We start from the raw sequence: 26,226 nt of genomic DNA on the forward strand, positions 1-26,226 counted from the left end.
AAACACTACGCTACCAGAAAGCCTGCTTAATTTGCATTGTAATTCCAGCTTTTGGACTGAATTATCGCTGAGTAAGGTAAAATGCGGAGTGAAGCAGGCCAGACAATCGCTGGTTGCCGTGATTTATCATGGCGACGGGAGGAAGGTCCGGACTCCATAGAGCAGGGTGACGGCTAACGGCCGTACGTTGAAAGCCAGGGTGCAAGCCCGGGTATAAGACGAGGAATAGGGCCACAGAGACGAGCGTATTAAGTTACGGTGAAACGCGGTAACCTCCACCCGGAGCAATTTCAAATAGGCACGCGTTGATGTGGCTCGCGGAGCGTGCGGGTAGAAAGCTTGAGCGGCGGAGCAATCCGTCGCCTAGAGGAATGATTGTCATAGCAGATGGCAGCAATGTCTTATGCCGTAACAGAATCCGGCCTACCGGCCTGCTTTATTTTTACTTTGTTGCAGCGCAGTGTTTTTCTCCTTGCTGCTGTAACGGTGATCAGTCGCGTATTTTTTCGCTTCTTTCCATCTCCATTTCCACCCATTCCCCCATTTTCTTTGACATCAAATACCGCTTGCCTTGATTAAAAGGGCATGTTGTCTGATGACTGGCTGGTCAGTATCCTGCTGTAGATTGTCTCTACCAAGCATCATTCCCTGCAAGCAAGCCATTGCACTTAAAATACCGGTGGTACACTGGATGCAGATAATAAATCGACGCATTTCAAACAAACTATTGCATACGCATGGAGACTGGCGGCATTCGAAAAGAGCGTGACGCGCCTATACTGGCCCTTGCGCTTTGCATCTGCCTGATCGCTGCTGCGATCATCGGGCAGAGCTGGTGGTCAATGGCGCAAGACAAGTCGCTGACGATCAATGCTGCTCAGGAGCATAATTTCCTGGCCGTACGTGTTCTGGAAGAACATGCCAGCGAAGTCCTGAACGATGCCCGTCAGGTCATGAACGTCGTCAGCGATGAGGTAATGACCGAAACCAGGCTGCTCCCCAGCGACGAAGCCCTGATACGCCAGATGTTGCTAAGGCAGCGCCAGGAATCTGAATTTATCAATACCCTTTCCCTGATCAATCTGAATGGCAAGCGCTGGGTCAGCAGTGAAAAGGCCGAATTGCCGCCGGAAGCGCAGCGCAGTCTTGCCCATCTCAAATATCTGCTCGACAACCCCACTGATACCAAGGCAGTGCTTGGCAAACCCTTTCGACTGGCAAATAGCGGGCACTGGGTATTGCCAATTGCAAAAAGTTTTTTTGATTTGAAGGGGCAACAGCTTGGGCTGATACAGATAGATGTCGATCTGAGCTATTTCCAGGATTTTTACGAACGTATCGCGCAGGGCAGCGGGGCCACGATCGCCTTGCTGGATGACGCCGGCCATGTACTGACCGGGACGGCAGATGTGGCCAGATCCGACAAGACCGGTGAAGGGTTTCCTGCATCCGTGGTTGGGCAGATACAGCAGAGTAAATCGACCGAAGGCGCACTCAAGGACGACAGTTCCGACGGACGAAATTTGTTGATCAGTTATCGCAAGATCAGTGAATTCCCGCTCACCCTGCTGTATTCAAGAGAAATGAAGGCCATCCTGACCGACTGGAATGCCAGGGTTACGCAAAAAATCATCGTGACCTCGGTAACAGCGGGCTTCATTTTTATCCTGGCATTGCTGTTGCTGTGGCAGATCCGCCATTTGCGTGATTCCAGAAGCCGGTTGCTGGCCAGCGAAAGCCGTTATCGCCACCTGTTCCAGGGCGCGCAGGACGCCATCTTGCTGATAGGGCGCGACTATACCTATGTCGACTGCAATCCCGCCGCTGTCAGTCTGTTTGGTTTGAACAACATGAGTGATGTGATCGGGCAGAAAGTAGGCCGTTTTTCGCCCAGCGACCAGCAGGTCAGCGGACTGGACAGCCGCGACCGTGATCTGTTGGTCATGACCTTGACAGACCGTGCCTTCAAAGGGGAAGCCCCGCGTTTCGAATGGTCAACCATACGCAATGAACAAATTCAATACAATGAAATTTCCCTGACCAGGGTAGAAGTCAATGGCGAAGTGCTGGTCTTTTGCGTGGTGCGGGATATCAATGCACGCAAATATACCGAGTTGCTGATAGAAGGACAAAATCAGTTATTGCAACTGATGAGCGGAGATGAAGATTTACCCTTCATACTGGAAGCCACCAGTCAGTTTGTTGAAAAGCTCTGTCCGCACTGGCGTTGCGGCATACAGTTGCTGTCAGAAGACAGGCGCAGTTTTGCCCAGGCAACCGGCAGCCGTTTCCCCGCTGTGTTGCTGAAACAGATCCCCGGCATGACGGTCAGTCATGGCAGTGGCATCTGGTCCGAGGTCGTGCTGACCACGAAACCTGCCTACCTGCCTGATTTTTTGCATGCACCGGCCATGCAATTCGTCAACGATGTGGAAACCCTGTCCGAATTCGGCTCTTGCTCTGCTTCACCGATTTTTGGTAAAAATGGGCAGTTATTGGGTAGTTTTACCCTGTTTTCATACAGTAAACAGGCTTTAAGTGAAAAAGACCTGGGCCTGATACGCATCACCGTCGATATTGCCGGGATCGCCATCGAAGGTCGTCGCTCAGAAAAGAAAATCCTGCAACTGGCACATTATGATGAATTGACCGGACTGCCCAACCGTTTCCTGTACAACCAGCACTTGTCGCGCTCGCTGGCGATTGCCGAGCGCAACCGCAGTCAACTGGCCGTGCTGTTTCTTGATCTGGATCGTTTTAAAAACATCAACGACACCTTTGGACATGATGAAGGTGACCAGGTCTTGCGTACGGTTGCCCGCAGTTTCCGGTTGTGCCTGCGTGAATCGGACATCATTGCCAGGATAGGCGGTGATGAATTCATCCTCCTGATCGACCAGTTCAGTGAAGCCCGGGATCTGGGAGATGTCGCCGACAAATTGCTGTTTGAGGCCGCACAGCCATTTGAGATCAATGGTCAGGAATGCCAGTTAAGTGCCAGTATCGGCATCGCCACCTTCCCGGCAGATGGTAAAGATGCCCAGACCTTGCTGAAAAATGCCGACATCGCCATGTACCGGGCAAAGAACAAGGGCAAGGACAATTATCAGTTTTATGCCTCGGAAATGAATACCCATACCGTGGAAAGACTGGCATTTGAAGCAAGATTGCGCAAGGCGCTGGAAAGACGCGAATTCGTGGTCCACTACCAGCCCAAGCTCGATGTTGTCAGTGGCCGCATCGTCGGCGCTGAAGCGCTGGTACGCTGGAACCACCCTGAGCGCGGCCTGCTGTCACCCCTGGACTTTATCTCGCTGGCTGAAGAAGCGGGACTGGTGGCACGTCTGGGCATGCTGGTGCTTGACATCGCCTGTCGCGATATTCTCAGCTTCAGGGCAGTGGACAAGGATTTCGGACGGGTTGCCATCAACCTGTCCGGTTCCCAGTTCAATGACGCCCACATGCTCGATGAAGTCAAAAGTGTCGTCGATTTCTGGCGCGTGCCCTCGAATTCGATTGAGTTTGAAATTACCGAAAGTATGGTCATGCACAATCGCGAGCAGGCGATAGAGTTGATGGATGGCCTCAAGGATGCCGGCTTTACCCTGTCCATTGATGATTTTGGCACTGGCTATTCGTCGCTGGCCTACCTCAAGCGCTTCCCGGTTGATAGTGTCAAGGTGGACCGGTCTTTCATCAAGGACATCCCGGACGATCCGAATGATACCGCCATCGTCATGGCCATCGTCGCCATGGCGCACACACTGGGTATCAAGGTGATTGCCGAGGGCGTGGATTCAGCCACCCAGTTAGCCACTTTGCGTGAATGCAAATGTGACGAATACCAGGGTTTCTACTTCAGCAAGGCGGTGCCGGACAAGGAATTCCTGCAGTTATTACAGCGTCAGACCCGACTGGGAATGCCGGGCGGCTAGTCACCATCATTTAGCCTCATGCCCTGGCCTGTGTCAGCAACATATCTGGCACGTCTGTGCTTCCAGGGCTATACCCGTGGTGGTATGCATACCCGCTGACGGCAAGCCTGCATTCTTGTCTGGTCATTTTCGCAAAATACTGGCTCTTGCTGGCAGGATAGGGCACTTTGTATGATAATGCCGGGCGTTTTAGTTTTTGGTTTCGTTTCAGCAGCAGAAAGTTTTACCTCAGACAAGTTTCCTTTCTTTGCAGCATTTTCATTGCCTCATACCCGTTTCATTACGGTATCAGCGGGCAAACACATGGTTATATGTGAGATGCTACCTTCACTATATTTCGTAAGTCTCTAATTTATCAGGATAAATTGGAAATGCGCTACCTCAAGTAGTTGCGCTAAGTCATTGACTTCATTAGAGAATTTCCCAATTTACCTCTGAAATGTGCTTGACCACGCTCAAGTCATCCTCTAAAGTGGGCAATAGTGTGAAAAAGTGTAATTTTGTGGAACAAATCTTCCAAATTCGCTTACATTCCACACTTAATTCCAAACTGAGTTTTTAAGATTAATCGGTACGACAGGTTTTCAGGGTAAAGGTAGACAGCGTGTTTCAGGGGGCGTCCTCACTCAATCTCGATGCAAAAGGCAGAATGTCCATTCCTGCCCGGCATCGTGACGCGCTGAATGTGCAATGCGAAGGCCGCATCACCCTGACCCGCCACCCTGACGGATGTCTGCTGCTGTTTCCGCGCCCTACATGGGAATCCCACCGTGAGCAAATCGCCGCCTGGCCAATTCAGGCACGTGACTGGAAGCGTATTTTTCTTGGCAACGCCTTTGATGTGGAAATGGACAGTGCCGGCCGTATTCTGGTGGCGCCTGAATTGCGCAATGCCGTTGGCATGCAGCGCGATGTCATGCTGCTGGGCATGGGCAGCCATTTCGAGATATGGGACGCCGGCAAGCTGGCAGAAAACGAAGCGAAAGCCATTGCTGGCGGCGCTCCTGATGTATTAAACAATTTTTCTTTCTGATCGCGGGCAATGAGTATTCAGCAAGCGGCAGATTTTACGCACCAGACTGTGCTGTTGCATGAGGCTGTAGACGCCCTCGGCATCACGGATCAGCGTGCCAGCGGAATATATGTAGACGGCACCTTTGGCCGTGGCGGACATAGCCGCCTGATCCTGTCGCAACTGACCACCGATGGTCGCCTGATTGCCTTTGACAAAGACACGCAGGCCATTGCCAGTGCGGCAGAAATTCAGGATACGCGTTTCCATATAGTGCATGACAGTTTTGCCACCATAGGCCAGGCCCTGCCGGATTGTGGCGTAGGCAAGGTCGATGGCATTTTGATGGATTTGGGCATTTCATCTCCCCAGGTGGATGACGCTACCAGGGGCTTCAGCTTCCGGTCAGACGGTCCGCTGGACATGCGCATGGATACCACGCGGGGCATTTCCGCAGCCGAATGGCTGGAAACTGCCGAAGAGCAACAAATTACGGAGGTTATAAAAGATTATGGGGAAGAACGGTTTGCTTTTCAGATTGCAAAGGCGATTGTTGCTCGCCGGCAGGCAGAGCCCATTCGTGGAACACGACAGCTCGCAGAAATCGTCGCACACGCCGTCAAAACTCGCGAGAAGGGTAAAGACCCGGCAACTCGCACCTTTCAGGCTATACGGATTTTCATCAATCAGGAACTTGAAGATCTCGAAATAGGCCTGGCGGCAGCGTATGCAGCGCTGGCACCGCATGGGCGGATGTCGGTGATCAGTTTTCATTCACTGGAAGACCGGATAGTGAAGCAGTTTTTCGCTTCCAAAGTGAAAATGGAACAGCCTGATCGTCGTCTGCCCATCCGTCACGCAGATTTGCCGCAGCCGCAAATGCGCCTGTTGAACCGCATCAAGCCGTCCGAGGCGGAAGTAAGTGCCAATCCGCGTGCCAGGTCAGCCATCCTGCGGGTTGCCGAACGTTTGCCGGAGGCCGTATGAGTACTCGCCTCAACATCATCCTGGCGATAGCACTGATTGCCTGCGCACTGTCGCTGATCAATTCGCAGTATCAGGCGCGGCGTCTGTTTATCGAAGTGGAAAGAGAACAAAGCCTTGCCAAGCAATATGAATTGCAATGGACCCAGCTCAAACTCGATCAGTCTACCTATGGCAAGCATTCGCGCATAGAAGCAACTGCCGTGCGTGAGCTCGATATGGTGGCGGTGACGCCAGAGCGTACGCAATACCTGAAAGCGGTGGAGGGAAAATGAGTCGCACTGCCAACGCCCCACGTACAGCTGCTGCACGCGGTGTCGCCTTTTCATCCAGCCCGGTGCTGGATGTGAAGCTGCCGACCTGGCGTTCCCGTTTCATTCTGTTTCTCTTGTTCGCAGCCTTCATTGCCCTGATTGCCAAGGCCCTGTATTTGCAGGGTTTTACCAATGATTTCCTGAAACAGCAGGGGGCAAACCGCTATGCCCGCACGCTGGAATTGCCCGCCACCCGTGGCAAGATCACTGACCGTAATGGCCAGGTGCTGGCTTCGTCCGTACCGGTCAAAGCCATCTGGGCCATCCCTGATGATGTGCTGGAAGCACCAAAAGAAAAGATACAGCAACTAGCCCAGTTGCTGGACATGACAGAAGCTGAACTGCGTAAAAAACTGGATTCTGACCGCCAGTTTGTCTACCTGAAACGTCAGGTGGAAACAGCGGTGTCCGACAAGGTATTGGCCCTGGCCATACCAGGCATAGAAACCCGCAAGGAATACAAGCGTTTCTATCCCGAAGGTGAAGTCATGGCCCATGTGGTCGGCTTTACCAATGTGGAAGATATAGGACAGGAAGGTATAGAGCTGGCATCGGAAAAAAACCTGGCGGGCAAGACCGGGAGTCGCCGTGTCATCAAGGACAGGCTCGGCCATATCGTTGAAGATATACAGGCCGTGCGCGAACCGCATGACGGCAAGGACCTGACCCTGTCGATAGACAGCAAGATCCAGTACATTGCCTTTACGCACCTGAAAGAAGCGGTAGAAAAACATAAGGCGAAAGCCGGTGGTGCTGTCGTGCTGGACGTGAAAACCGGTGAAGTGCTGGCCCTGGTCAACTTGCCGACTTATAACCCGAATGACAGATCGGTACTGACTGGTGCACAACTGCGCAATCGCGTCATGACCGATACCTTTGAGCCAGGTTCGACGATGAAACCCATCACCGTTGCACTGGCGCTGGAAACAGGACGGGTTACACCAGATACCCTGATACAGACAGCGCCAGGTGTGATGGCGATCGGCCCTGCACTGATTCATGATGCGCATAAACAGGGTGTGTTGTCGGTTGCCCAGGTGATACAAAAATCTTCGAACATAGGCACGGCCAAGATGGCCCTGCAAATGCCGCCACAGGAAATGTGGGAAATGTTTACGACAGTAGGGTTTGGGCAGCAGCCGAAATTTGGTTTCCCCGGTGCAGTTGCCGGTCGCTTGCGCAACTTCAAAAGCTGGCGTCCGATTGAACAAGCCACCATGAGCTATGGCCACGGTATTTCCGTATCGCTGATACAGATGGCCAGGTCCTACATGATCTTTGCCAGGGATGGCGACATGATACCGCTGACTTTTCAGAAATCTACTGAGACCCCGACCGGGTCTCGTGTCATTTCCGAAAAGACCGCAAGACAATTGCGCGCAATGATGGAATCCGTTACCGAACCTGGTGGCACCGCCACCCAGGCACGGATTGCAGGTTACCGCGTTGCCGGCAAGACCGGTACTGCCCACAAGCTGGAAGGTGGGCGTTATGTGAATAAATACATTGGCGATTTTATCGGTTTTGCACCAGTGTCCAATCCGCGTGTGATTGTGGCCGTGATGATCGACGAGCCCAGCGTCGGTGGCTATTACGGCGGCACCGTCGCCGCCCCGGTTTTCGCGGCAATTACAGCCAATATTTTGCGGTCAATGAACATACCGCCAGACTCATCAGTCGTCAATATTATTCCTGACAACAGCGTACAGGAAAGCATGTGATGACTAACAAGAATGTAACCATGAATGAACTGCTGGACTGGCTGAAACAAGTGGCGCCGAATGCGCAACTGAGCTCAGACTCGCGCAACATACAGGCAGGCGATGTATTTTTCGCCCTGCGTACCTCTATCAATGACGGGCGGCGGCATATTGCCCATGCTGTGGCCAGTGGTGCCGTTGCCGTCGTGTATGAAGCGGACAATTTTACCTGGGATGACAGCATTGCCCTTCCTCACCTTGCCGTAGAAAACCTGCTGGCGCTGGCCGGACCGGTCGCGCACGCCTGGTATGGCCAGGCTGACAGTGACTGGTTCAATGTCGCCGTAACCGGCACCAATGGCAAGACCTCGTGTTCACAATGGATAGCCCGCGCATTGTCTTTGAACGGGACACCGTCTGCCGTCATCGGTACGCTGGGCACAGGTATTTATACCAATGGCACATCAGGACAACTGGCAGAAACCGGTTACACCACACCAGATGCCATCGGCCTGCAACAGAAAATTGCGCAACTTAAACAGGACGGTGCCCAGGCACTGGCCATCGAAGCATCTTCCATCGGTCTGCACCAGGGACGGCTGAACGGCCTGCATTTTGATGTTGCAGTATTCACCAATTTGACGCGTGATCATCTTGATTACCACGGTGATATGGCAGCCTATGCCGAATCCAAGGCAGGTCTTTTTGATTGGCCGGGGCTGGGCATGGCAGTGCTTAATCTGGATGATGTATTTGGTTTGCAACTGGTAGAGCGGGTGCAGGCATCGCAGGCTACTACCCGTATTATCGGTTACAGCCTGGAAAAGAATACTGTTCCCGGTATCGACGTACTGACCGCCAGTAATCCGAAAACCAATTATGCAGGCACCAGCTTTCACCTCGAATCGCCGTTTGGGTCTGGTTTGGTGAAGACCCAACTGATAGGCAAATTCAATGTCAGCAATATCCTGGCAGTGATGGCTGTGTTGCTGGGCAAAGGCGTGGCCTGGAACAAGGCCGTGTCCATCATAGAAAAACTCAATCCGGTACCGGGCCGCATGCAATTGCTGGGTACGGCTGGGCACGTCATGGTGGTCATTGATTATGCCCATACACCTGATGCGCTGGAAAAAACCCTGGAAGCATTGCAACAGGTCGCCCAGGAAAGAGATGGCAAATTATGGTGCGTCTTTGGCTGTGGCGGTGACCGTGATCCCGGCAAGCGTCCGCAGATGGGCAAGATCGCCGAAAGTGCCAGCCATGTCGTGGTGACCAGCGATAATCCGCGTAGTGAAGAGCCGGCTGCGATTATTCAGGACATTCTCAAAGGCATGAGCGGAACGCCGCAAGTGATAGAAGACCGGGCGAACGCCATCCTGTATGCGATTAAACATGCAGACCATCACGATGTGGTTTTGCTGGCCGGTAAGGGACATGAAACCTATCAGGACATCAATGGCAAGAAATGGCCATTTTCTGATGAAGAACATGCGGCTCTGGCGCTGGCAACAGTTGCCACCAGCGGCAATATGAAGAGGGGGAACTGATGCAATTTTCCCTGAATGATCTGTTGCCAGCGATAAAAGGTGCAAGCCTGCAAGGCAATGCCGCCATCACCGGTTTGACGACAGACAGCCGCAAGATAAGCGCTGGTGACGTATTCGTCGCCTTGCGCGGCGAAAATTTTGATGCCCATGACTTCTTGCCACAGGCCGCAGCGGCTGGTGCAGCAGCAGTTATTGCCGAAGCCCTGCCCGCAGGATTTGCCTTGCCAGCACTGGTGGTGCCCGACACCAAACTGGCCCTGGCCGAAGTAGCGCGTTTCTGGCGTCAGCAATTTAGCCTGCCTGTCATAGGTGTGACTGGCAGTAACGGCAAAACTACCGTCAAGGAAATGATTTCCTCCATCCTGGCAGCCGCTTTTGGGCAGGATGGCAGACTGGCGACCAGCGGTAACCTGAACAATGAAATCGGCGTGCCATTGACGGTCATGCAATTACATGCCGGTCACCAGGCGGCGGTCATAGAAATGGGCATGAACCATCCGGGCGAGATTGCCTTGCTGGTGTTTGCCGCCATGCCTACCGTAGCACTGGTCAACAATGCCCAGCGCGAACATCAGGAATTCATGCAGACCGTAGAAGCGGTTGCAAGAGAAAACGGCGTCGCCATCCAGTCTTTACCTGATGCAGGCGTGGCCGTATTTCCTGCCGGTGATGAATACAGCACCTTATGGCAATCCTTTGCGTCTGAGCGTGGCCAGCGTAAAACCCTGACTTTTGGCCTGTCGGCCGATGCTGATGTACAGGCCACGTATACACCAAGCGTATTCGGCAGCGATCTGCACATGCTGCTGGCGGGGCAGCCTCTGTCAGTCCGCCTGAATGCAGCCGGCAAACACAATGTGTTGAATGCGCTGGCGGCAGCAGCTTGCTGCCATGCGATAGGTATAGAAAATAGTGCCATCGTTGCCGGACTGGAGAATTTTGCACCGGTCAATGGCCGCCTGCAACGCAAGCAGGCGGCGTGTGGCGCAACGGTTATCGATGACAGTTATAACGCCAACCCGGATTCAGTCCGCGCCGCAATTGACGTGCTGGCGCAGATCGCTGGTCCAACCATACTGGTGCTGGGCGATATGGGGGAAGTCGGCGAGAACGGTGCGCAATTCCACCATGAAATTGGTGACTATGCACGCCAGCGCGGTATTCCGCACCTGTTGCTGCTGGGCGAGTTGGTGGCATATACCGCCAGCGCCTATGGCGCAGATGCCCGGCATTTTGCCAGCATGGAAACATTATGCCAGGCACTGAATGAGCAGGTGGAGGCAGATGCCACGGTGCTGGTGAAGGGTTCCCGTTTCATGAAAATGGAAAGAGCCGTTGCGCATCTCTTGGCAGCGAGCGGAACAAATACATTACAACAAAAAACAATAGGGAATCATTAGCATGTTGCTCTGGTTGGCTGAACTTTTCAAACAGGATATAGGCTGGCTGCGCGTCTTCGGGTTTATTACCTTTCGCGCAGTATTTGCCACGATGACGGCCATCTCGATAGGTATTTTTGCCGGTCCTGCTGTGATACGCATGCTGACCCGCATGAAGGTAGGCCAGGCTGTGCGCAGCTATGGCATGGAAACACATCTGGTCAAATCCGGTACCCCGACCATGGGCGGTGTGCTGGTGTTGATTTCCATCGGTATTTCTACCCTGCTGTGGGGGGATTTGAGTAATCGCTTTATCTGGGTCGTGATGATCGTTACGCTGGGGTATGGCGCAGTCGGCTGGGTCGATGATTACCGCAAGGTAGTCCATAAAGATCCGGAAGGCATGCGCTCGCGTGAAAAATATTTCTGGCAATCGCTGATCGGTCTGGCAGCTGCTTTTTATCTGGCGTTTTCAGTGTCGGCCCCCAGCAATTCAAAAGTGCTGGAATTGTTTATTGCTTGGGTACAGTCCGGTTTCAATATGGATTTGCCACCGAAAGCGGATTTGATCGTGCCTTTCTTTAAATCGGTCAGTTATCCGCTGGGTGTCTGGGGTTTCATCGCGCTGACTTATTGCGTGATAGTCGGCACCAGTAATGCGGTCAATTTTACCGATGGCCTGGATGGCCTGGCCATCATGCCCACCATCATGGTGGGTTCAGCGCTGGGGCTGTTTGCTTATTTGACAGGGAACGTAGGCTATTCCAAATACCTGTTGATACCGCATATCCCGGGGGCAGGCGAATTGCTGATTTTCTGTGGTGCGATGGCAGGGGCTGGCCTGGCCTTCCTCTGGTTCAATGCCCATCCAGCACAGGTGTTCATGGGGGACGTTGGTGCGCTGGCACTTGGCGGTGCGCTGGGTACGGTGGCTGTCATCGTCAGACAGGAAATTGTCCTGTTCATCATGGGCGGTATTTTTGTCGCTGAGACCCTGTCAGTCATGTTGCAGGTATCGTATTTCAAGTACACAAAGAAAAAATATGGCGAAGGCCGCCGTCTGTTCCTGATGGCACCGCTGCACCACCATTTTGAAAAAAAAGGATGGAAAGAAACCCAGGTAGTCGTGCGGTTCTGGATCATCACCATGTTGCTGGTTTTGCTGGGTTTGTCTTCACTGAAGTTGCGTTAAGTTTATTGTGCCATGCGCTGATTGTGTGCATGGCTTATCAGACGCCTGTTGTTTGTTTTGATTGATAGAAATAGTGGTTATGGATTTTTCGGGAAAACATGTCTTGGTTCTGGGCCTGGGTGAAACCGGGCTGGCAACGGCGCAATGGTTGCTGCGCGCCGGCGCGCGCCTGCGTGTTGCCGATACCCGTGAAACTCCGGACAGGTTGGCACAGTTGCAGGTACTGTCTGACCAGATCGAATTTATTGGCGCAGCTTTTGACACCACTTTGCTGGACGATATTGATCTGGTGGCCGTTAGCCCTGGTTTATCACCCTTGCGTGAACTGCAAGACCTGCTACCGGTAGCTAATGAAAAATCCATACCGGTCTGGGGTGAAATCGAATTGTTTGCCCAGGCCCTGCTGGCTTTGAAGGCAGAACGCGATTATCAACCCAAAGTCATCGCCATCACAGGTACCAACGGCAAGACCACGGTGACCAGCCTGGTTGGTTTGCTGGTGGAACGTGCTGGCCTGACTGTCAAAGTGGCTGGCAATATCAGCCCGGCGGTGCTGGATGTCTTGAGAGAATGTCTGGAGCAGGATGCTTTACCCCAGGTCTGGGTGCTTGAGCTGTCCAGCTTCCAGTTGCATACCACGCATAGTCTGCAAGCTGATGTCGCTACCGTATTGAATATCACCCAGGATCATCTGGACTGGCATGGCAGCCTGCAAGCTTACTGCGCCGACAAGGCACGCATTTTTGGCGAGCAGACTTTGCAGGTCCTGAACCGTGATGACGCACTGGTTATGGCCATGGCCAAAACACATGGCAATGCCGTCAGCTTTGGTGTTGATGCCCCCAAACACCTGGCTGACCTGGGTTTATTGAATGAACATGGCATGGGTTGGCTGGCAGTCGCCAATGCCGCTGAAGATGCGCCAGTTGTGACAAACAGCCGCCGCAAGAAAAAAGAAGTGGAAGAAATTCCTACCATGGTCACCCGCCTGATGCCGACCGATGCCTTGCAAATTCGTGGTCAGCATAATGCCGCGAATGCCCTGGCTGCGCTGGCACTGTGCCGTGGCATAGGTTTGTCGTTCGCACCTTTGCTGCATGGCTTGCGTGATTACAAAGGCGAACCGCACCGTGTCGAACAGGTTGCCCAGATTGCTGGTGTTGACTATATCGATGACAGCAAAGGTACCAATGTTGGTGCCACCGTGGCAGCCCTCAAAGGTTTGGGACAACAATCCGACGCTTTGCACAAACGTATCATCCTGATTGCCGGTGGCGAAGGCAAGGGACAGGATTTTTCTCCTCTGGCAGATCCGGTGGAGCGGTATACCAAGGCTGTCATCCTGATCGGCAAGGCGAAAGAAGAACTGCAGCAGGCGTTGGCGATTACCGGTGTTTCTTTACACGATGTCGCCAGCCTGGAAATGGCAGTACAGGCCGCAGCAGAAATCGCCGCAGAGGGTGATATTGTCTTGCTGTCACCAGCCTGTGCCAGCCTCGACATGTTCCGCAATTATGCGCACCGCGCCCAGGTATTTGTGGATGCAGTACGCGAAATTGCATTGGCCCGGGGAGAGGTGTGCTGATGAAACAGCTACTGCTACCCCTGCAAAAATGGTCGCCATTCGGCAGCCCACCGGCGAATACCAACCTGGTCAGTCGCTCCAAGATGATGGACTACGATCAGCCGCTGGTCTGGGTCACCATCATCCTCATGCTGTTTGGCATGGTGATGGTGTATTCCGCCTCGATTGCCTTGCCAGATTCGCCCAAGTACGCGAATTACAAGAATTCGCATTTTCTGATTCGTCAGGCGATTTTTGTGGTTATTGCCCTGATCGCAGGTGCTCTGGTGTTCCGCATTCCCATGGCGACCTGGCAGAAATATGCGCCTTACCTGTTTGTCGGCACGCTGGTGTTGCTGGTTGCCGTACTGATACCAGGGCTGGGCAAGGGGGTAAATGGTGCCAAGCGCTGGTTGTCATTCAAGGTGTTGAATCTGCAGCCATCCGAATTGATGAAATTGTTCATGGTCCTGTATGCCGCCGACTATACCGTGCGCAAACAGGAATACATGCACAAACTGACCAAGGGTTTTGTGCCCATGCTGGCGGCAGTTGGTGTGGTGGGCTTGCTTCTGTTGCTGGAGCCTGATCTGGGTGCTTTTGGCGTCATCGTCTGTATTGCCATGGGTATCCTGTTTTTAGGCGGCATCAATGGCGTCTGGTTTGGTGGTATCGCGGCAACTCTGGTCGGTATCTTCACCTCGGTGATCTTGCTGTCACCGTGGCGGCGTGAGCGTATTTTTGCCTACCTGAGCCCATTTGAAGAAGATCATGCACTGGGCAAGGCGTATCAGCTCACGCATTCCCTGATCGCTTTTGGCCGGGGTGAATTATTTGGTGTAGGTCTGGGTGCCAGTGTGCAAAAACTGCATTATCTGCCAGAAGCACATACGGATTTTCTACTGGCTGTCATCGGAGAAGAGCTGGGCTTCGTTGGTGTCATGGCGGTGGTGCTTTTATTTTACTGGCTGCTCAAGCGTGCTTTTGAAATTGGCCGTCAGGCTATCGCCCTGGATCAGACTTTTGCCGGGCTGACCGCCAAGGGCATAGGTATATGGATAGGTGTGCAGGCTTTTATCAATATGGGCGTCAACCTGGGTTTGTTGCCGACCAAGGGTTTGACCTTGCCCTTGATGAGTTATGGTGGATCAGGTGTCATGATTAATTGTGTAGGGCTGGCGATACTGTTGCGGGTGGATTATGAAAACCGCGTCCTGATGCGTGGAGGCCGCGCATGAGCCAATTCGTCCAAAAAATGCCCAAGAAATTATTGATCATGGCAGCCGGCACCGGTGGACATATTTTCCCCGGTCTGGCGATTGCCGACATCATGCGCGAGCGTGGCTGGCAAGTCAGCTGGCTGGGCACGCAAATCGGCATGGAAGGGCAGATAGTCCCCAAGCACAATATCGCCATGGACAATATTGATTTCTCTGGCCTGCGTGGCAAGGGTTTGTCGCATACGGTCAGTGGTGCTTTCAAGCTGGTCAAGAGCTTCTTTAGCTGCTTTGGCATCATCGGTCGTCGCCAGCCGGATGTGGTATTGGGCATGGGCGGCTATGTCACGGTACCTGGCGGCATCATGGCCGCCTTGCGTGGCAAGCCTGTAGTCCTGATGAATGCTGACGCCGCTTTGCTGTTGTCGAACAAGGCATTGCGTCCTTTCGCCAGTAAATTACTGTTTGGACTGCCATCAGCAACAGTGACTGCAGATCAAAAAACAGAAGTGATAGGCAACCCGATACGTAAAGAAATTTGCGAATTGCCGGTACCGGCAATTCGCTATGCAGCACGCACCGGCCCTTTGCGCATACTGGTAGTGGGGGGCAGCCTGGGTGCCAAAGTATTGAATGATGCAGTACCGCAAGCACTGGCCTTGTTGCCAGAAGCCCAGCGTCCAGTGATAACACATCAGTCTGGCAAACAGCATATAGAAGCCTTGCGCCAGAGTTATGCGCAGGCAGGTGTACAGGCTGAGGTACTGGATTTTATTGACGACATGCCACGCCGTTATGCCGAAGCAGATCTGGTGATATGCCGTGCCGGTGCGATCACCGTATCTGAATTAACGGCCGCCGGCGTGGCCAGCATGCTCGTGCCTTTCATGGCGTCGAGTACTTCGCACCAAAAAGAAAACGCCATTTGGATGGCAGGGCAGAAAGCCGCCATCCATTTGCCACAAACTGAATTGAGTCCAGCCTTGCTGGCAGAGAAATTAAAAGTACTGGACAGAGCGCAATGCCTGGCGATGGCTGAAACAGCCTACGCCCTGGGGCAGCGCGAAGCCAGTGCCAATATCGCCCATATTCTGGAAGCATTAGCATGAAACACAAAGTCAAACACATCCATTTTGTAGGCATAGGCGGCTCAGGCATGAGCGGTATCGCCGAAGTCTTGCTGAACCTTGGTTATACCATTTCCGGTTCTGATCTTGGCAGCAATGCTGCATCGAAACGTCTGGCACAATTGGGTGCCAAGGTGATGCTGGGTCATACGGCGGACAATATTGACGGTGCAGATGCCGTCGTTACCTCGACCGCAGTCAAGGGTGACAATCCGGAAGTTATCGCTGCGCGTGCCAAACATATCCCCATCGTGCCACGTGCAATGATGCTGGCCGAGCTCATGCGTCTGAAAAGCGGTATCGCCATTGCCGGCACCCATGGCAAAACTACGACCACCAGTCTGGTGGCCAGTGTGTTGGCACAGGGTGGACTTGATCCTACTTTCGTGATTGGCGGTTTGCTTAATAGTGCCGGTGCCAATGCCAAACTGGGCAGCGGTGATTTCATCGTTGCCGAAGCGGATGAATCAGATGCTTCTTTCCTGAACCTGCTGCCGGTGATAGAAGTCATCACCAATATCGATGCCGACCATATGGAAACCTATGGCCATGACTTCGCCCGTCTGAAGCAGGCATTCATAGAATTTACCCAGCGCCTGCCATTTTATGGTGTGGCCGTTTTGTGCCTGGACGATGCGAATGTGCGTGAAATCATGCCTTTCGTCTCCAAACCTATTGTCACTTACGGCTTTCATGAAGATGCCGATGTGCGTGCTGTCGATGCTACGGCGTCTGGCGGCAAGATGCATTTCACAGTCGTGCAAGATGGCTATGAGAATATGCAAGTCAGCCTGAACCAGCCTGGTATGCACAATGTACAAAATGCCTGCGCCGCGATAGCGATTGCGCGTGAAGTTGGCGTCAGTGACGAAGCGACACAAAAAGCCCTGAGTGATTTCAACGGGGTCGGGCGCCGTTTTACCCGTTATGGCGAAATCGCATTGGCCAATGGCGGTACTTTTGCCCTGGTGGATGATTATGGTCACCATCCGGTGGAAATGGCAGCAACGCTGGCAGCGGCACGTGGTGCCTACCCCGGCCGCAGACTGGTGCTGGCTTTCCAGCCACATCGCTATACCCGTACCCGCGATCTGTTTGAAGATTTTGTGCGCGTGATTTCTGATGCGGATGCAGTGGTGCTGGCAGAAGTGTATGCGGCAGGTGAAGCGCCGATACTGGCGGCGGATGGCCGTTCCCTGTCCCGTGCCCTGCGCGTTATGGGAAAGGTAGAGCCGGTATTTGTCGAAGATATGCAAGAAATGCCCGATAGTATTCTGCGGGTATTGAAAGACGGCGATGTGGTCATCGTCATGGGTGCGGGTTCCATTAACGCTGTGCCAGCAAAACTGGCACAGCCGGTATGAAAAACTAAATGATCAAAATATCATGAGCGAATTGAATGTGAAATCACTGGGGAAAGTAGGCGTGCTGTTTGGTGGCCGTTCGGCCGAGCGCGAAATTTCCATTATGTCCGGCACCGGCGTATTGCAAGCTCTGTTAAGTAAAGGGGTTGATGCCCATCCGTTTGATACGGCCGAGCGCAGCATTGCGGAACTGGCAGCAGAAAAATTTGACCGCGTATTTATCGCCCTGCATGGCCGTTATGGTGAAGATGGCAGCCTGCAAGGTGTGCTGGAACAATTAAACATTCCCTATACCGGCAGTGGCGTAATGGCGTCAGCTGTTGCCATGGACAAGATATTTACCAAACGTATCTGGCAAACCCATGGTCTGGCGACCCCTGCTTATGCGGTACTGACAGCGGAAACAGAATTGCGCCGCGTACCTGATGAACTGGGTCTGCCACTTATCATCAAGCCGCCACATGAAGGCTCTACCATAGGCATTACCAAGGTCAAAGGCTATTCCGACATGCAGGAAGCCTATGCCCTGGCAGCGCAGTTTGATGAAGTGGTACTGGCAGAAGAATTTGTCGAAGGCCGTGAACTGACCGTGGCGATATTGGGCAAGGGCAGGCAGGCATATGCCTTGCCAATTACCGAGATCGTTGCGCCGGAAGGCAATTACGATTACCAGAACAAGTATTTTACGGATGACACCAAATATTTGTGCCCGGCACCACTGGACCAGGCGCTGACGGATGAGATACGCAAAATGGCAGTGGATGCCTATCTGTCACTGGATTGCGAAGGCTGGGCACGGGTTGACGTGTTGTTGCGCAAATCGGATAACAAGCCTTTCCTGCTGGAGATCAATACATCGCCAGGTATGACCGGCCATTCGCTGGTGCCGATGGCGGCAAAGGCAGTAGGAATGAGTTACGAAGATTTATGTGTAGAGATTTTGAGAACGGCGAGTCTGAAAATCAGATCTGAAGTGAAAAAGTAAAACGGCAGAAACTGAAAAATGTGGCATGACACCAAATTGATGAATAACACGGCAAACGCATTGTTTGCCCTGGTGTTGCTCATTCTGGTGATGTCGGGTGTGTGGTGGTTGATACAAAGGCCGATTTTTACCTTGCGTGTAATACGGGTGGAAGCGGCCAATATCAACAATGCCGCCAATGCAGGAAATGCCAGCAATGGCGGTGCCTTGCGGCATGTAAGTGCACTGACGATCAGGAACACCGCTCTGCCCAAAATCAGGGGGAATTTTTTTACGGCGAATCTGGATTCGGTGCGTGCTGCTTTTGAAACCGTGCCCTGGGTACGCAAGGCCAGTGTGCAAAGGGAATGGCCAAACAAACTGGTGGTGACGCTGGAAGAACATATTGCCATGGGTACATGGGGTGAAGCGGGTCAGTTGATTTCTGTGAAAGGTGATGTATTCACCGCCAATCTGGCAGAAGCAGAAGAAGATGCCGACCTGATCGCCCTCAGCGGACCGGATGGCAGCGAGAAAGAAGTCCTGGCTCAGTATCAGGAATTTAAAACCTGGTTTGCCAAAGTCAGTCTGGAACCAGAGATTGTGAATTATTCCAGCCGCTATGCCTGGAGCCTGAAATTGAACAATGGCATGCAGGTGCAGTTAGGCAGGGTGCAGGATGGAACGACGCTCAAGAGCAGGGTAGATAAATTGATGACGATCTACCCGCAGTTGATCGCCAGTTTGCAGGACAGTATTGAAAGTGTGGACATGCGTTATCCGAATGGCCTAGCGCTCAAATCGAGTCATAGCAATATCGGATTGAAAAAGCAAACAAAAGCAAGTGGAAAGACATGACAAAAGACGCTAAAAATCTGATCGTTGGTCTCGATATCGGCACCTCAAAAATTGTGGCGGTAGTGGCAGAAGTCATGCCTGATGGTCGCCATGAAGTCATCGGTCTTGGACAACATGAATCCAAGGGCTTGAAAAAAGGGGTGGTCGTCAATATCGAAGCGACAGTGGAATCCATACAGCGGGCGCTGGAAGAGGCCGAGCTGATGGCCGACTGCAAGATCCGTCATGTCTATACCGGCATAGCGGGTAGCCACATTCGCAGTTTTAATTCCAGCGGCATGGTCGCCATCAAGGACAAGGAAGTTACCGCGGCCGATGTATCGCGCGTGATCGAAACTGCCAAGGCGGTCAACATCCCGACTGACCAGCAGTTGCTGCATACTTTGCCGCAAGAATTTATCGTTGACAGTCAGGATGACGTGCGCGAACCGATAGGCATGAGCGGTATCCGTCTGGAAGTCAAAGTGCATATCGTCACCGGTGCCGTGTCGGCAGTGCAGAACATCGTCAAGTGCGTACGCCGTTGCGGGCTGGAAGTATCTGACCTGATTTTGCAGCCTATGGCATCTGCCGAAGCAGTGCTGACCAAGGATGAAAAAGAACTCGGCGTGGTGCTGATTGATATCGGCGGTGGTACCACCGACGTGGCGGTTTTCAGTGAAGGTGCAATCCGTCATACCGCAGTCATCCCTATTGCTGGTGACCAGATCACCAATGATATTGCGATGGCCCTGCGTACACCGACATCGGAAGCAGAAGAAATCAAGGTGCGTTTTGGGGTCGCCAAGCAGGTGCTGGCAGACCCGTCGGATACGCTGGAAGTGCCGGGTCTGGGTGATCGCGGTCCGCGTTCATTGTCACGCCAGGCACTGGCTGCCGTCATTGAACCGCGTGTTGAAGAATTATTTGCGCTCGTGCATCAGGTAGTACGTGAATCCGGTTATGAAGATGTGCTGTCTTCGGGCATCGTTCTGACAGGTGGTTCTGCTGCCATGCCGGGCATGGTTGAGATGGCCGAAGATATCTTTCTGAAGCCGACCAGATTAGGTATGCCAGCGTACAGTGGGCAATTGGCAGATGTGGTACGCAGCCCGCGTTACGCCACAGTTTTGGGGTTGTTGTTGGAAGCGAAGAAGCAGTATTTGCGTGGTCATCTGGTCACACGGCAGGAAGGTTCTGCCAAAGCGGTCTGGCAACGCATGAAAGAGTGGTTTTTAGGGAATTTTTAGCTTGTATTTTGTATCTAAATTGGTGTAGTCCTTTTATAATAGTTTGATCTACAGTTATTAGTCGCTAGTCGTCACATGTGGTGATGCCTAGCGACTGATAACTGCCTACCTGGAGGAGTCATGATGGAGTTCGATATGGTTGATAACGCCACACAAGGCACCGTAATTAAGGTTGTCGGCGTGGGCGGTGCAGGCGGCAATGCAGTCCAGCATATGATTAACAAAGGCGTTTGCGGTGTTGAGTTCATCGCCGCCAATACAGATGCGCAGGCACTCTTGCTGTCCAAAGCGCATAACGTCATACAGATCGGTGAAACCGGTCTGGGTGCAGGTATGAAACCTGAAGTCGGGCGCAAGCTGGCGGAAGATTCCCGTGCACGTATTGAAGATGCATTGCGCGGCGCGCACATGGTCTTCATCGCCGCAGGTATGGGTGGTGGTACAGGTACTGGTGCCGCACCTATCGTTGCCCAGGTTGCCAAAGAATTGGGCGCCCTGACAGTCGCGGTGGTATCCAAGCCTTTTTCTTATGAAGGCAAAAAATGCATGGACATCGCCGACGAAGGTCTGGAAGCGCTGTCTCAGCATGTGGATTCGCTGATCATCATTCTCAACGAAAAACTCGAAGAGATCTATGAAGACGACAGCATGATCGAATGGCTGCAGCACGCCGATGACGTACTCAACAATGCCGTAGCCGGTATTGCTGAAATCATCAACGTGCCTGGTCATATCAACGTCGATTTCAATGACGTGAAAACCATCATGGGCGAGCAGGGCAAAGCCATGATGGGTACGGCAACCGCTTCTGGTGTTGACCGTGCACGCATTGCAGCCGAACAGGCAGTTGCTTCACCGCTGCTGGATGGTATCGATCTGTCTGGTGCACGTGGTGTGTTGGTGAATGTGACTGCCAGCCGTGGCCTCAAAGGTAAAGAGATCAAGGAAGTCATGGCAGCAGTACGCGCCTTCGCCGCGCCGGATGCATCCATTGCACAAGGTATTGCGTATGACGACACCATGGGTGACGACATCCGTGTAACGGTCGTGGCAACTGGTCTGGGTCGTGGCAAGAAAAATATCCAGCTGGTACAAACACCGGTATTGCGTACAGGTACCCACAATGAACCAGTGATGGCCAGCCCTGTCATGACATCCGGCACGATTTCTACCGGTACGATAGGAACAGGATTTGATGGTCTTAGCAAACCGGCTGTATGGCGTCGCGAATCAGCGTCAGAGACAGTACGTGCGCTGGAAAAAAATGGCATGGAAACATATGACATTCCGGCTTTCCTGCGCAAGCAGGCGGACTGATGTTTTCAGTCTCCAGAACAACGCCAGTTTCGAAAGAAGCTGGCGTTTTTTTATTGGGGAATTGAAAAGCCAGACCAAAAAGCTCACCACAGAGACACAGAGGCACAGAGAAAGGCAAGAGAAAGGCAATTCATATCTTGATACAGTCTCTTGCATTTTTTCATAAAACTATTCATCAATGGTTACTAAACCATGGAAAAGTGCCTTCTTTCTCTTGCCTTTCTCTGTTGTGTAGCAGGGAATTCGTGCGGCCCGCGTAGGGCGGCATGCCGCGCGCCTGCGAAACGAAGGCTGCTTGCAAGCAGCCTTTCCTTTCTCGGTGTCTCCGTGGTGAGAGGTCTTAAGTATTATCCTTTTAACTCCTGCAAGAAAATTCTAGCTCAGGCATACTGGCGTCCTTCACTGTCGGTGTTGATATGGCGCAAACTTCCTGCATCTACGCGGGAGCCGCATTCAGCAAGGCTTTGAATATCCGAATACTTATCTAGGGAGCATAAAATGACAATCAAGATTGGCGATACCCTGCCTGAAGGCAGTCTGGCAGAATTTATTGAAGTGGAATCCGAAGGATGTTCACTGGGACCAAATACTTTTAACGTGTCGGACCTGACCAAAGGTAAGACCATCGCTATTTTTGGTTTGCCTGGTGCTTATACACCAACTTGTTCCGCCAAACATGTGCCTGGCTATATCGCCAATGCTGCAGCCCTGCAAGCCAAGGGCGTGGATGAAATCTGGTGCATCTCCGTCAATGACGCATTCGTCATGGGCGCATGGGGCCGCGATCAAAAAGCCACAGGTATTGTACGCATGATGGCTGACGGCAATGCGGCTTTCAGCAAGGTATTGGGCCTGGATGCAGATTTCAGCAAATTCGGCATGGGCACACGCTCACAGCGTTATTCCCTGCTGGCAGTAGATGGTGTGGTCAAGCAACTCAATATTGAAGAAGGCGGCAAGTTCGAAGTATCGAACGCAGAAACACTGCTGGCACAATTGGGCTAATCCTGATTTGTCATCTTCAGTAGTAAAAAACGGCGCTGCACCTGTGCGCCGTTTTTTTATGGGGCCTATGGAACTTAATTCAGTATTTGATTCAGTACTGGATCCATTTACTCCAGTGCCTTGGACATGATGTGTGACTGCACGCCATAGCCTTGTGCCCTGTAAAACGCCATGGCGTTTTGATTGAAGTCGAATACTTCCAGCCTTAGCTCCACCGCCTGATGTTCACGCCCCCAGGCGGTAGCTGCATCCATCAGCATGCTTCCCACTCCTTGTTGCTGATGCCGGTCTGACACCACGATGGTGCCGATGCGGCATATGCGCCGACAGTATAAAAAAGGGATGGTCATGTTTTCATGCCAGCTCAGGGTAATGAAGCCGATCACGGCATCATTCTGGCAAGCCAGCAGCGCGCAGGTGTGTGCCGCCTGAAAAGATGCCTGCCAGAACAGGCGATCAAGTTCACGCTGGTTGTGCTTCACAAAAATATGCGGGGCTTGCGCATGGTGTTGGGCATTGATCTGATCACTGAGCTCACACATGGCTTCCACATCTTCAGACGTGGCTTTACGGATGGTAACTGTTGTTGTTTGTGTATGCATTGATTTTGCTTTTATCCAGTCTTAGAACCTGTTTGCGATCTTACTGCGCGAGCGCAATCTAAATCTGCGCAGGGCTCATGCGCTGCTCAAAATGCTCATGTACTAGTGTACATTCCGCTTTTTGCGCTGCGCTTTATGTTTCCCTAACCCCGCTGACGCTCGCTCGCTACAGATCGTAAACACGTTCTTACATGGGAAATGATACTAACCGATATAATAGCGTGATGTTAAAACAACGAACAATCAAACATCCGGTCAAGACCATAGGCGTCGGTTTGCATTCCGGCACCAAGGTGGAACTGATCATGCGCCCGGCACCGGTGGATACCGGCATCATCTTTACCCGTACTGACCTGGTTCCCCCGGCTGTTTTGCCTGCCCAGGCGCTGATGGTGGGTGATACCCGCATGGCATCGACCTTGTCGAATGAAAACGGCAAGGTGTCTACGGTCGAACACCTGTTGTCTGCCTGCGCCGGATTGGGTATTGATAATTTATATATCGATGTCAGTGCTGAAGAAATTCCCATCATGGATGGTTCGGCTTCTTCCTTTGTTTATCTGTTGCAGCAGGCTGGCATGCAGGAACAGGCTGCTGCCAAGAAATTCATACGCGTACTGAAAGCCGTGGAAATCCGTGAAGGCACAGGCAAGTCGGAAAAATGGGCCAGGCTGGAACCCCATGATGGTTTCAAGCTGCATTTCTTCATTGAGTTCAATCATCCGGCTGTCGATGGAACCGTGCAGACAGCAGAAGTGGATTTTGCCCGCGCCTCTTTCGTGCAGGATGTAGCACGGGCACGTACTTTTGGCTTTATGCAGGATGTGGAAATGCTGCGTGGAATAGGCCTGGCGCGTGGTGGTTCCATGGAAAATGCCATCGTCATGGATGAATACCGCATCCTGAATTCAGACGGTTTGCGCTTTGATGATGAGTTTGTACGCCACAAAATACTCGATGCGATTGGTGACCTGTACCTGATCGGTCATCCTTTCCTGGCAAGTTATACCGCTCACAAATCGGGCCACGGTCTGAATAATCAGTTGCTACGCGCCCTGTTGGCAGATCCTGGCGCGTATGAAATCGTCAGCTTTGATGATGCCGGTATGGCACCACCTACTTATGCGACACAAGTGGAACGCGAATGGGCAGTGGTCTGACCAAAATAGAATTGGTCGGTCAAAAAGACCTGATCCGCCGTGCGGACCAACTTATTTTGTAACAGTAATTAATAAAATACTTGTTCTTTTGACTTCCCGGATTTATCAGGTTTAACCCTGCCCACCAGGCCGGTGGCGTTGCAGTAAACGCCCCAGCGCCGCTCTTAAATCAGCGTTTTGCGAAGTCTTTTCCAGCGTCTGTTCCAATTGACCAAATGCTTGCAGGGCTTTGCCGGAAAAAGCTATTTGCTTTACGGCAACGGGTTTTTCAACGACCCGCTTGACTTGTACTTTGATACGGATTGCGTTAATCTGCCAACCCCGTTCTTGCAAATTTACTTGCAATTTCGGACATTGTTGTTTCAATTTAGTCGCCAGCGCAGCATTGGGCGCCGATAGCGTCAGTTGTCCTTCAGACACCTGCATGACCTCACAGGTCTCAAATATTGGCGGCAATATTGCCTCGCAATCTTTTTGCAGCGCCAGATTGCGCTGCACCGTGGGCAGCAGCGAAGCAATTTTATCGTTACTGCGCAAAAAATCGGCGGCACCGCTGGCAGCCGGCACTTTGCGGCCGCGTTTGATGTTAATTGGGTAAGAAGGACGTGATGATGTTGACATGCGCTATACCTTACCACAAAGACGCCCCGCGAAATGCCGCAACGCTGGTCGCCAATAGAACTGTTTTAAGAGGAGCATATTGATGCAAATCATTTTGATGCACTCCCGCTTTACCCAAGCCAAATCCGTGACCCTGTCGTCACGCCATGTCATTTTCGGTCTGTTCAGTTTTCTTCTGATTATTACCTTGTGTGCAGCCATGATGGCGGCATTGACCCTGCGGCTTGCCAGTGCAGATTTGCCGGTTCTGCGTGATCTGGTGCCAGTGGCCACCGCAGAGGTGAGTAATAAAGACAAGTATATGAAAGAAAACCTGGCCGCCATGGCTGCCAAGCTGGGCGAGATGCAGGCCCAGTTGATACGTCTGGATGCCCTGGGTGAACGGGTACAAGGTCTGGCTGGCGTCAAGCCGGAAGAATTCAACTTCAAGGAACTGCCAGGACGGGGCGGCCCGGAGGTGACATCGCAACCAGCCAAGGAGTTGAACATGGAAGAATTCCAGGCCGCGCTGGATGCCATGTCGCGTGATGTCGAACACCGTTCCGATTACATGAACGTGGTCGAGACAAAATTGATGGGTTTCAAAGTGCAGTCCAAGCTTTTGCCCACCATTCAACCAGTGAATGTTGCCTATAATGCATCCGGTTTTGGCTGGCGGCTTGATCCGTTTTCTGGCCGCAGCGCTTTCCATGAAGGCATCGATTTCTCCAGCCCGACCGGCACGCCTATCGTGGCTGCGGCTGGTGGCGTGGTGGTGGCGGCTGAATATCATCCGCAATTTGGGAATATGGTCGAAATTGATCACGGTGGCGAGATCATGACGCGCTATGCCCATTCGTCCAAGGTCTACGTCAAACTCGGTGATATCGTGAAACGTGGGCAGCATATTGCCGACATCGGCTCTACCGGCAGGTCTACCGGCGCTCACCTGCATTTTGAGGTGCATGTCAAAGGCGTGCCACAAAATCCCCATAAATTCTTGTCGGCAGGGGCAAATCAGGCGAATCTGGCGGCCCTGGGTCAAAAATAAACTTGAGTTTGCGGGATTTGTCTCCAACTCCAGACTTATGTCTGGCATTCATATATGCTGCCTTGTCAGTTTATCAGGCAGTGTTTGTAGCTATTTGGATGCCGC

General features: G+C 52.5%; 21 protein-coding genes and 1 other RNA gene. 20 read left to right on the forward strand and 2 right to left on the reverse strand.

Annotated elements, in window-relative coordinates; all coding sequences use genetic code 11:
• The first annotated feature begins 90 nt into the window (after nucleotides 1–90).
• The 18 genes from rnpB to H8L32_RS09615 all read left to right on the forward strand — a co-directional run bounded on the left by rnpB (nucleotide 91) and on the right by H8L32_RS09615 (nucleotide 22,708).
• Nucleotides 91–442, forward strand: an RNA gene (gene rnpB, locus H8L32_RS09530) — RNase P RNA component class A.
• A 295-nt stretch (nucleotides 443–737) separates the two neighbouring features.
• Nucleotides 738–3,935 (forward strand): EAL domain-containing protein, encoded by a 3,198-nt coding sequence (locus H8L32_RS09535; protein ID WP_186946958.1) that lies wholly within the window; start codon nucleotides 738–740, stop codon nucleotides 3,933–3,935.
• 604 nt (nucleotides 3,936–4,539) lie between these two features.
• Entirely contained in the window at nucleotides 4,540–4,968 is a 429-nt protein-coding gene (mraZ, locus tag H8L32_RS09540; RefSeq protein WP_186946959.1) for a division/cell wall cluster transcriptional repressor MraZ, read from the forward strand.
• A gap of 9 nt (nucleotides 4,969–4,977) precedes the next feature.
• Nucleotides 4,978–5,934, forward strand: a complete 957-nt coding sequence (rsmH, locus tag H8L32_RS09545; RefSeq protein ID WP_186946960.1) for a 16S rRNA (cytosine(1402)-N(4))-methyltransferase RsmH — start codon at nucleotides 4,978–4,980, stop codon at nucleotides 5,932–5,934.
• Nucleotides 5,931–6,206 (forward strand): cell division protein FtsL, encoded by a 276-nt coding sequence (gene ftsL / locus H8L32_RS09550; protein WP_186946961.1) that lies wholly within the window; start codon nucleotides 5,931–5,933, stop codon nucleotides 6,204–6,206. Before rsmH ends, ftsL begins: the two co-directional genes overlap by 4 nt.
• Entirely contained in the window at nucleotides 6,203–7,966 is a 1,764-nt protein-coding gene (locus H8L32_RS09555; RefSeq protein WP_186946962.1) for a peptidoglycan D,D-transpeptidase FtsI family protein, read from the forward strand. Before ftsL ends, H8L32_RS09555 begins: the two co-directional genes overlap by 4 nt.
• Nucleotides 7,966–9,492: a UDP-N-acetylmuramoyl-L-alanyl-D-glutamate--2,6-diaminopimelate ligase gene (locus H8L32_RS09560; protein ID WP_186946963.1), complete on the forward strand. Its 1,527-nt coding sequence runs from the start codon at nucleotides 7,966–7,968 to the stop codon at nucleotides 9,490–9,492. The genes H8L32_RS09555 and H8L32_RS09560 overlap by 1 nt, the downstream gene beginning before the upstream one ends.
• Nucleotides 9,492–10,892, forward strand: coding sequence for a UDP-N-acetylmuramoyl-tripeptide--D-alanyl-D-alanine ligase (locus tag H8L32_RS09565; protein WP_186946964.1), 1,401 nt, complete (start codon nucleotides 9,492–9,494; stop codon nucleotides 10,890–10,892). Before H8L32_RS09560 ends, H8L32_RS09565 begins: the two co-directional genes overlap by 1 nt.
• Nucleotide 10,893: 1 nt before the next feature.
• Complete coding sequence (gene mraY / locus H8L32_RS09570; protein WP_186946965.1) at nucleotides 10,894–12,063, forward strand: phospho-N-acetylmuramoyl-pentapeptide-transferase; 1,170 nt, start codon at nucleotides 10,894–10,896, stop codon at nucleotides 12,061–12,063.
• A gap of 79 nt (nucleotides 12,064–12,142) precedes the next feature.
• Nucleotides 12,143–13,648, forward strand: coding sequence for a UDP-N-acetylmuramoyl-L-alanine--D-glutamate ligase (gene murD / locus H8L32_RS09575; protein WP_186946966.1), 1,506 nt, complete (start codon nucleotides 12,143–12,145; stop codon nucleotides 13,646–13,648).
• An 83-nt stretch (nucleotides 13,649–13,731) separates the two neighbouring features.
• Nucleotides 13,732–14,865, forward strand: a complete 1,134-nt coding sequence (gene ftsW, locus H8L32_RS09580; protein ID WP_230412155.1) for a putative lipid II flippase FtsW — start codon at nucleotides 13,732–13,734, stop codon at nucleotides 14,863–14,865.
• Complete coding sequence (murG, locus tag H8L32_RS09585) at nucleotides 14,862–15,953, forward strand: undecaprenyldiphospho-muramoylpentapeptide beta-N-acetylglucosaminyltransferase (RefSeq protein ID WP_230412136.1); 1,092 nt, start codon at nucleotides 14,862–14,864, stop codon at nucleotides 15,951–15,953. Before ftsW ends, murG begins: the two co-directional genes overlap by 4 nt.
• Nucleotides 15,950–17,335, forward strand: coding sequence for a UDP-N-acetylmuramate--L-alanine ligase (murC, locus tag H8L32_RS09590; protein WP_186946968.1), 1,386 nt, complete (start codon nucleotides 15,950–15,952; stop codon nucleotides 17,333–17,335). The genes murG and murC overlap by 4 nt, the downstream gene beginning before the upstream one ends.
• Nucleotides 17,336–17,354: 19 nt before the next feature.
• Nucleotides 17,355–18,320, forward strand: a complete 966-nt coding sequence (locus H8L32_RS09595; protein ID WP_329605177.1) for a D-alanine--D-alanine ligase — start codon at nucleotides 17,355–17,357, stop codon at nucleotides 18,318–18,320.
• Nucleotides 18,321–18,338: 18 nt separating this feature from the next.
• Entirely contained in the window at nucleotides 18,339–19,157 is an 819-nt protein-coding gene (locus H8L32_RS09600) for a cell division protein FtsQ/DivIB (RefSeq protein ID WP_186946970.1), read from the forward strand.
• Nucleotides 19,154–20,386 carry a cell division protein FtsA gene (ftsA, locus tag H8L32_RS09605; RefSeq protein WP_186946971.1) on the forward strand — a complete coding sequence of 411 codons (1,233 nt, stop codon included), beginning with the start codon at nucleotides 19,154–19,156 and terminating at the stop codon, nucleotides 20,384–20,386. The genes H8L32_RS09600 and ftsA overlap by 4 nt, the downstream gene beginning before the upstream one ends.
• 123 nt (nucleotides 20,387–20,509) lie before the next feature.
• Nucleotides 20,510–21,703 carry a cell division protein FtsZ gene (gene ftsZ, locus H8L32_RS09610; RefSeq protein ID WP_186946972.1) on the forward strand — a complete coding sequence of 398 codons (1,194 nt, stop codon included), beginning with the start codon at nucleotides 20,510–20,512 and terminating at the stop codon, nucleotides 21,701–21,703.
• Nucleotides 21,704–22,201: 498 nt separating this feature from the next.
• Nucleotides 22,202–22,708 carry a peroxiredoxin gene (locus tag H8L32_RS09615; RefSeq protein WP_186946973.1) on the forward strand — a complete coding sequence of 169 codons (507 nt, stop codon included), beginning with the start codon at nucleotides 22,202–22,204 and terminating at the stop codon, nucleotides 22,706–22,708.
• A gap of 107 nt (nucleotides 22,709–22,815) precedes the next feature.
• On the opposite strand, the gene H8L32_RS09620 is transcribed toward H8L32_RS09615, so the two are convergent.
• Complete coding sequence (locus tag H8L32_RS09620; RefSeq protein WP_186946974.1) at nucleotides 22,816–23,310, reverse strand: GNAT family N-acetyltransferase; 495 nt, start codon at nucleotides 23,308–23,310, stop codon at nucleotides 22,816–22,818.
• Nucleotides 23,311–23,534: 224 nt separating this feature from the next.
• Between H8L32_RS09620 and lpxC the strand changes: the two genes are divergently transcribed.
• Nucleotides 23,535–24,470 carry a UDP-3-O-acyl-N-acetylglucosamine deacetylase gene (gene lpxC / locus H8L32_RS09625; protein WP_186946975.1) on the forward strand — a complete coding sequence of 312 codons (936 nt, stop codon included), beginning with the start codon at nucleotides 23,535–23,537 and terminating at the stop codon, nucleotides 24,468–24,470.
• A gap of 111 nt (nucleotides 24,471–24,581) precedes the next feature.
• On the opposite strand, the gene H8L32_RS09630 is transcribed toward lpxC, so the two are convergent.
• On the reverse strand, nucleotides 24,582–25,091 hold the full coding sequence (locus H8L32_RS09630) for a DciA family protein (RefSeq protein ID WP_186946976.1): 510 nt from the start codon (nucleotides 25,089–25,091) through the stop codon (nucleotides 24,582–24,584).
• Between the two features lie 82 nt (nucleotides 25,092–25,173).
• Here H8L32_RS09630 and H8L32_RS09635 point away from each other — a divergent pair, with 82 nt between their 5' ends.
• Nucleotides 25,174–26,121, forward strand: a complete 948-nt coding sequence (locus tag H8L32_RS09635) for a M23 family metallopeptidase (RefSeq protein WP_186946977.1) — start codon at nucleotides 25,174–25,176, stop codon at nucleotides 26,119–26,121.
• The last annotated feature ends 105 nt before the right edge of the window (nucleotides 26,122–26,226 follow it).

Source organism: Undibacterium hunanense (assembly GCF_014284335.1).
Lineage (GTDB): Bacteria > Pseudomonadota > Gammaproteobacteria > Burkholderiales > Burkholderiaceae_D > Undibacterium > Undibacterium hunanense.

Excerpts from the sequence above, each read along its gene's own strand:
- ftsL (WP_186946961.1), top strand. The coding sequence starts at position 5,931 with ATGAGTACTCGCCTCAACATCATCCTGGCGATAGCACTGATTGCCTGC.
- H8L32_RS09560 (WP_186946963.1), top strand. The coding sequence starts at position 7,966 with ATGACTAACAAGAATGTAACCATGAATGAACTGCTGGACTGGCTGAAA.
- murC (WP_186946968.1), top strand. The coding sequence starts at position 15,950 with ATGAAACACAAAGTCAAACACATCCATTTTGTAGGCATAGGCGGCTCA.
- ftsZ (WP_186946972.1), top strand. The coding sequence starts at position 20,510 with ATGGAGTTCGATATGGTTGATAACGCCACACAAGGCACCGTAATTAAG.
- H8L32_RS09555 (WP_186946962.1), top strand. The coding sequence starts at position 6,203 with ATGAGTCGCACTGCCAACGCCCCACGTACAGCTGCTGCACGCGGTGTC.
- mraY (WP_186946965.1), top strand. The coding sequence starts at position 10,894 with ATGTTGCTCTGGTTGGCTGAACTTTTCAAACAGGATATAGGCTGGCTG.
- ftsW (WP_230412155.1), top strand. The coding sequence starts at position 13,732 with ATGATGGACTACGATCAGCCGCTGGTCTGGGTCACCATCATCCTCATG.
- H8L32_RS09630 (WP_186946976.1), bottom strand. The coding sequence starts at position 25,091 with ATGTCAACATCATCACGTCCTTCTTACCCAATTAACATCAAACGCGGC.
- H8L32_RS09600 (WP_186946970.1), top strand. The coding sequence starts at position 18,339 with ATGTGGCATGACACCAAATTGATGAATAACACGGCAAACGCATTGTTT.
- H8L32_RS09565 (WP_186946964.1), top strand. The coding sequence starts at position 9,492 with ATGCAATTTTCCCTGAATGATCTGTTGCCAGCGATAAAAGGTGCAAGC.
- lpxC (WP_186946975.1), top strand. The coding sequence starts at position 23,535 with ATGTTAAAACAACGAACAATCAAACATCCGGTCAAGACCATAGGCGTC.
- H8L32_RS09615 (WP_186946973.1), top strand. The coding sequence starts at position 22,202 with ATGACAATCAAGATTGGCGATACCCTGCCTGAAGGCAGTCTGGCAGAA.
- ftsA (WP_186946971.1), top strand. The coding sequence starts at position 19,154 with ATGACAAAAGACGCTAAAAATCTGATCGTTGGTCTCGATATCGGCACC.
- murD (WP_186946966.1), top strand. The coding sequence starts at position 12,143 with ATGGATTTTTCGGGAAAACATGTCTTGGTTCTGGGCCTGGGTGAAACC.
- H8L32_RS09635 (WP_186946977.1), top strand. The coding sequence starts at position 25,174 with ATGCAAATCATTTTGATGCACTCCCGCTTTACCCAAGCCAAATCCGTG.
- H8L32_RS09535 (WP_186946958.1), top strand. The coding sequence starts at position 738 with ATGGAGACTGGCGGCATTCGAAAAGAGCGTGACGCGCCTATACTGGCC.
- H8L32_RS09620 (WP_186946974.1), bottom strand. The coding sequence starts at position 23,310 with ATGCATACACAAACAACAACAGTTACCATCCGTAAAGCCACGTCTGAA.
- rsmH (WP_186946960.1), top strand. The coding sequence starts at position 4,978 with ATGAGTATTCAGCAAGCGGCAGATTTTACGCACCAGACTGTGCTGTTG.
- murG (WP_230412136.1), top strand. The coding sequence starts at position 14,862 with ATGAGCCAATTCGTCCAAAAAATGCCCAAGAAATTATTGATCATGGCA.